The following is a 2,835-nucleotide window of genomic DNA, read 5'->3' as shown; positions in this document are numbered from 1 at the left end:
GCCGGGCAGGCCGCCGCCGACCAACGCGTAGCCGTCGGCCTCGGCGGCGTAGACCGCCACAGGCGCGCCGCCGGCGAAGCGGCCCAGCGCGGCGACCGTCGCCTCGACCAGGGCGGAGGCCTGGGTGACAAAGCCGGCCTCCCGCACGAAGCGGTTCAGCTCGGCCTCGTTGCTGCGCCACTTGCGGAAGAACACGCCCTCGACCGCGTGCTCGATCACGTCGCGCACCCGGTGGAAGACCAGGAACAGGCCCAGCGCCAGGCCTGCGTCCAGCACCACGCCGGTCTCGTGGCTGTTGATCGGCAGGAAGTGCTCGACCGCCCACTCGATCAGGCCGAAGGCGACCAGAAGGCCAGCCGACAGCACGCCGTAGACCAGGGTGCGGTTGACCGCGAACCCTAAGTCCACCACCCGGTGGCGCAGGATGGCGTAGGCCAGCACCAGCGTGCCGGCGAGCGAGCCGATCAGCAGGGCCCAGACCAGCGGATTGCCCAGCGACCAGTCGTTGCCGGTCATGTTGATGGCCAGGCCGACCCCGTTCTGCGCGCCGGTCAAAAGGGCGGTGGCCACCAGCAGCAGGGCCAGGCGCATGCGCGCCTCGCCGCGCGCGGCCCGCCAGGCGCCGGCCAGGGCCAGGACGCTCAACGCATAGCAGAGGTCGGTCACGATCGCCGTCGCCAGGAGGGCGTCGCCGATCCCGGGCAGGATCCGGGCGTCGAGGGAGGTCCACAGACCATAGCCGCACAGCGCCGCCTGGACGATCGCGAACAGGGCCAGCACCGCCGTCCAGAACCCGCGGCCGCGCTCGTCCACATCCAGGCGCGCGCTGCGGGCGAAGGCCAGGAACAGGACCGGCGTCGACGAGAACACCACAAAGGCGAAGGTCATCCAGGCCGGGAAGAACCTCGGATCGCTCTCCAGCACGCTGGGAAAGGTGCCGGACAGGCCCAGGCACGCCAGCCCCGCGCCCAGCAGGAAGACGGTGGGGCGCCGACCGCTGCGGACCAGCACGAACAGGCCGGCCAGGCCGGTCGCCATCCACATGACGTTGGTCAGATGGGCGGACAGGATCCTGGCCGCGGACGGGGCCGGGCCGGCGACCGTCGTCGCCTGGCGGTGCGACACGACGCCCGCCTCGCTCTTAAGGGTGAAGCTCGCCGTCTCGCCCACGCGCCAGGCGCGAAGGGAGTCAACGGGCCGGTCGAAGCGAATGGCGTCGCCTTCGCGCGCCCCGGCCGCGGCCAGCGGCCCGCCCGGCTGAACTTCGCGCAGCACGCAGAAGCCGTCGGTCCGGCAGTAGTCGCCCAGCACCGCGCCCAGCGTGCCGCGATCCGGATCGCCGCGGGCCTTCTCCCAGATCCGCACGCCGTCGTGGAACAGGGAGAAGAGGCCGACCAGTACGGCCAACACCAGCCACACAGGCGAGACCCGCTTCTCCGCGCGCGGCTCTACCTGCGCGCGGATTTCCGTATCGGCCGTCGTCGTCGTCATCGGCTCCCCCCGGGCCAGACACCGGTGTCCGCAATATCCCGTAACGCGGGTCGGCGAATATCCCCAAAATTGCAGAGGCCCCGCGCGACAACCGCGTGTGTGGACGCGCTTCACCCCAACGCCGCGAACCCAAGCGGCGATCTGGTGGAGAGGAAACTGGTTGCCGCGGCGCAGCTTCGTCCACTATACGAGACGTATGGACACTATCGTCGACGAAGCCGGCGCGCGGCTGTCTCGGCGCATCCGGCTGGAGCGGGGCGCGCGCGACTGGTCGCTGGCCGAGCTGGCCCAGCGCTCGGGCGTGTCCAAGGCGATGATCAGCAAGATCGAGCGGGGCGAGACCAGCCCGACCGCCACCGTCCTGGTGCGGCTGGCCGTGGCCTTCGACCTGACCCTGGCGGGCCTGCTGGTGCGGGCGGAAGCCGACGCCGACGGCGGCCTGCTGTCGCGCGCCGCCGACCAGCCGGTCTGGCGCGATCCGGCCACCGGCTATCTGCGCCGCCAGGTGTTCGCCCGGCCCGACCATCCGGTCGAGCTGGTGCGGGTGGAGCTGCCCGCCGGCGCGCGCGTGACCCTGCCGGCCTCGTCCTACGCCCGCATCCGTCCGGTGGTGTGGCTGATCGAGGGCGAGCTGACCATCACCGAGGGCGAGGCGCGGCGGACGCTGCGCGACGGCGACGCCCTGGCCTTCGGCCAGCCGGCCGACACCACCTACACCAACGAAACCGACCGTCCCTGCACCTACCTCGTGACCCTGTCCCGGAGCTGACCGCCGTGATCGTCATCCGCCCGCTGTCCGACACCCCGGAGGTCCGCGTCGCCCTGGCCGATCTGCTGATCGAGGCGGTGGCGCACGGCGGGTCGGTCAGCTTCATGCATCCGCTCGCGCCGGGCGCCGCGCACGCCTTCTGGGCCGGGGCGCTGGCGGCGGCGGCGCGGGGCGAGCGGGCGGTGCTGGGGGCGTTCAACGACGGGGTGCTGGCCGGCACGGTGACGCTGCACCTGGACTGCCCGCCCAACCAGCCGCACCGGGGCGAGATCGGCAAGCTGATGGTGCGCGTGGCCCAGCGCGGGCGCGGCATCGCCGCGGCCCTGATGCGCGCGGCCGAACGCCTGGCGGTGGAGCGCGGCCGCTCGCTGCTGGTGCTGGACACCGCCAGCGAGGGCGGCGCGGCCGGCCTCTACGAAGGCCTGGGCTGGACCTACGCCGGCGAGATCCCCGACTACGCGCTCAAGCCCCACGGCGGGCTGGTGGGCACGCGGCTGTACTGGAAGCGGGTGGGGTGAGGCTAAATCCTCCCCCCCCTCAGGGGGAGGGGGACCGCCGAAGGCGGTGGAGGGGGC

3 protein-coding genes are annotated in these 2,835 nt (G+C 72.8%); 2 read left to right on the top strand and 1 reads right to left on the bottom strand.

Annotated elements, in window-relative coordinates:
- Window positions 1-1,491: hypothetical protein (locus tag G3573_RS21080; protein WP_205598421.1), on the bottom strand; the 1,491-nt coding region annotated here is incomplete at its 3' end.
- Window positions 1,492-1,687: 196 nt separating this feature from the next.
- Between G3573_RS21080 and G3573_RS21075 the strand changes: the two genes are divergently transcribed.
- Window positions 1,688-2,260, top strand: coding sequence for an XRE family transcriptional regulator (locus G3573_RS21075; protein ID WP_163263607.1), 573 nt, complete (start codon window positions 1,688-1,690; stop codon window positions 2,258-2,260).
- Between the two features lie 5 nt (window positions 2,261-2,265).
- On the top strand, window positions 2,266-2,778 hold the full coding sequence (locus tag G3573_RS21070; RefSeq protein WP_163263606.1) for a GNAT family N-acetyltransferase: 513 nt from the start codon (window positions 2,266-2,268) through the stop codon (window positions 2,776-2,778).
- Window positions 2,779-2,835: the final 57 nt, after the last annotated feature.

The sequence above is a fragment of the Caulobacter sp. 17J65-9 genome (genome assembly GCF_010975005.1).
Lineage (GTDB): Bacteria > Pseudomonadota > Alphaproteobacteria > Caulobacterales > Caulobacteraceae > 17J80-11.
The sequence above is the reverse complement of the archived record's forward strand: the minus strand, read 5'-3'. Positions and strand labels throughout refer to the sequence as shown.